This is a genomic window from Streptomyces sp. NPDC057486 (assembly GCF_042802415.1).
In the GTDB taxonomy this organism is placed as follows: domain Bacteria; phylum Actinomycetota; class Actinomycetes; order Streptomycetales; family Streptomycetaceae; genus Streptomyces; species Streptomyces yanii.
In genome coordinates this window covers 1-2,826 of record NZ_JBHVEE010000290.1, presented here as the reverse complement: position 1 = coordinate 2,826, position 2,826 = coordinate 1, and the positions used below count along the sequence as shown (strand labels likewise).

Here is a 2,826-nt window from a genome sequence, read left to right as displayed (position 1 = left end):
ACCACCAGCAACGACTGACACACCATCCAACGAGACTACGGATGGCCCACAACTGAGCCGCCGCATCTGGCCTCACATTCAGCCGTCGCCGACACGGATAAGTGACACCTGACCTGGCTTGCTGAGAGGCGGCCTGGAAGGATGTTGCAGTGCCCAAGCCGTATCCGAAGGAGTTCTGCGAGGACGTCGTGCGGGTCGCGCGCAACCGTGAACCCGGCGTCACGCTGGAACAGATCGCCGCCGACTTCGGCGTCCACCCGATCACGCTGTCGAAGTGGCTGCGCCGTGCCAACACCGATGAGGGCGGCAGGCTCGCGACAGCGTCGGGTGAGTCGGCCGAGCTGCGCGAAGCCCGCAAGCGCATCCGGCTGCTGGAGCAGGAGAACGAGGTTCTGCGGAGGGCTGCGGCGTATCTGTCGCAGGCGAACCTGCCGTCAAAATGATGTACCCGCTCGTCCGCGAGCTGGCCGCCGCCGCTGCCCCTCACCGGGTGCCGGTGGCGGTGACGTGCCGGGTGCTCGGGCTGGCCCGCCAGCCCTACTACCGGTGGCTGGCCTCACCGGTCACCGTTTCCGAGCTCGCCGGGGCATACCGGGCCAACGCCCTGCTCGACGCGCATCGCGACGATCCCGAGTTCGGTCACCGCTTCCTTCTCGACGAGGCCCGGGCCGCCGGTGAGTCGATGGCTGAGCGGACCGCCTGGCGGATCTGCAGGGACAACGGCTGGTGGAGTGCCTTCGGCAAGCGCAGGGGCCGTGGGAAGAACGCCAAGGCCGGGCCGCCTGTCCATGATGATCTGGTGCGGCGGGACTTCACCGCAGCCGGGCCGAACCGGTTGTGGCTGACGGACATCACCGAGCACGCAACCGGCGAGGGGAAGCTGTATCTGTGTGCCGTCAAGGACGTGTACTCCAGCCGCATCGTGGGCTATTCCATCGACGCCCGGATGCAGTCCAGCCTCGCGGTGAGAGCCCTTGAATCCGCGGTGGCCCGTCGCGGCCAGGTCGCGGGATGCACTGTTCATTCCGATCGCGGGTCGCAGTTCCGCTCACGGAAGTTCGTGTCCGTTCTCGCACGTCACCACCTGGTCGGCTCCATGGGCCGGGTCGGTGCGGCCGGCGACAACGCGGCAATGGAGAGCTTCTTCGCGCTGCTGCAGAAGAACGTTCTCGACCGCCGTACCTGGGCCACCCGCCAGGAGCTGCGGATCGCGATCGTCACCTGGATCGAGCGCACCTACCATCGACGCCGGCGTCAGAGACGCCTGGCCCGATTGACCCCCGTCGAGTACGAGACCATCATGACCCCAGCCGCAGCCCTGGCTGCATAAACCCCGCTGTCACCCAACCCTGCAGCAGTCCCGATAACTGGAGCGGACAGCGCCTAACCGGATGGGACTTCACTGTCGGTGAAGTAGTCAATCGTCTCATTCACGCGCTCGGCGAGCCACCATACGACCGGTAGATTCGGCCGAGTGACGGCTGTTGCAACCTGAGCGGGACGAATGGGCTCTCACCCTGCGCGCCCGTGTACGTTCCACAGTGTGAGAGGTGTGGTTTGCAGCGAGACCGGTGCGGCTGGGGGCCGGCTTCACCGACCACTTCGCCAGCCCAGGGACGATCACTCCAGTGTGTCCCGGATGCGTATGGATCTCACCTGCTGCCACAATTGCTCTCGCGCAGCCGTTGCCGGTTCCCTGCCCTGCTCACCTCATCCCGGACGCCACCGGCACCGACGCTTTCCACGACGTCTACCGGAACGCCATGGCGCACAACGCGGTATTCGTCGCCATCGAATGCGAAGCACGCCAGCGGTGGACCGTGAAGGCGGGCACGCTCACCGCGGGCTCCGGCCACGTTGTCGCCGACGCCGTCAGCGATGCAATCCGGGCTGTGATCGCCCGCCTGGTCCAAAGCCATGAGGTCGACCTGGACGCCTACACGGGACCGGTCTACTTGATGATGCACGGCGTGCGGAGCGAAGAACGAGCCCGCGACCTCGCCGCTGCACTCCAGACACGGAACCCCTGGCCCGCGCCGTCCCTCTGACCCCCCTGACTCGCACGTGGCTTCGTTCACCTTCAGTGAAAGCGTTTGTCGACCAGTTTGAGCAGCGATTAGCGATCTCTGTGGCGACGAATGTTCACGACTTTTGGCTCTGGCTCACTTTCCGTGGAGGGCTGACTGACCGTAATGTCGAGCCCCTATGACCAGCAGTGAGAGGCTGACGTGAGCCAGTACTACAAAATGGGCGACCGAGCCCTGTGGAACCCGTCCAACGGGGCGTCCCGGCTGTTCATGAGTCATGTCGCCGTCTATCAAGAAGAAGTGGGTCTGCCATCCGGCATCGGTTCCATGGAAGCGGACGAGTGTCAGATCGACCCCGTCGCATTCGCAGTGTTCGTCGACGCCCTGCTCGCCTGGCATAGCAAAACCAGGCACGCCGTCATGGCCACCCTGTCCGAGGGGTTCGTTGCCACGGCGCTCGCCTTGGCTGAGAAAGCGAACATCGAGGTGAACTGGCAGGCTGCCGCGCGCGCCGAGAGCGGCTATCTCAAGACGGCTTCGGATCCCCATGCAAGGGAGTGGACAGCCGCACTGCAGCAGAAGTCACGCGAGCTCGCCCGGCACGTGGCGGCCTGAGGCTCGTCCGTCAGCACCCGTGGCAAGCTCGCAAGCGTTGTCCTACGTGTAGAGCAAGGACGCGCTTGCGGAGGAGATCGAGGCCTGCTCGGCCGAACATCTGGCGTTTGGTGTGTCCTGAACGTTGAGGGGAGTCGATGTAGGTCGAGTTCTTGATGCGGTGCTGCACGGATGATGAAGGTTT

General features: G+C 65.0%; 3 protein-coding genes. All 3 read left to right on the top strand.

Annotated features, from left to right (window positions below; translation table 11 throughout):
• Window positions 1-149: 149 nt before the first annotated feature.
• Window positions 150-1,330 (top strand): IS3 family transposase gene (locus ACFU6I_RS48330; protein ID WP_384380894.1). Its coding sequence is split into 2 segments (ribosomal slippage): window positions 150-434 and window positions 437-1,330, totalling 1,179 coding nucleotides; the frame shifts between segments, so codons are not numbered across the junction.
• Between the two features lie 355 nt (window positions 1,331-1,685).
• Window positions 1,686-2,048: a hypothetical protein gene (locus ACFU6I_RS48325; RefSeq protein ID WP_384380891.1), complete on the top strand. Its 363-nt coding sequence runs from the start codon at window positions 1,686-1,688 to the stop codon at window positions 2,046-2,048.
• A 180-nt stretch (window positions 2,049-2,228) separates the two neighbouring features.
• Window positions 2,229-2,642: a DUF6086 family protein gene (locus tag ACFU6I_RS48320; RefSeq protein WP_384380888.1), complete on the top strand. Its 414-nt coding sequence runs from the start codon at window positions 2,229-2,231 to the stop codon at window positions 2,640-2,642.
• Window positions 2,643-2,826 lie beyond the last annotated feature (184 nt).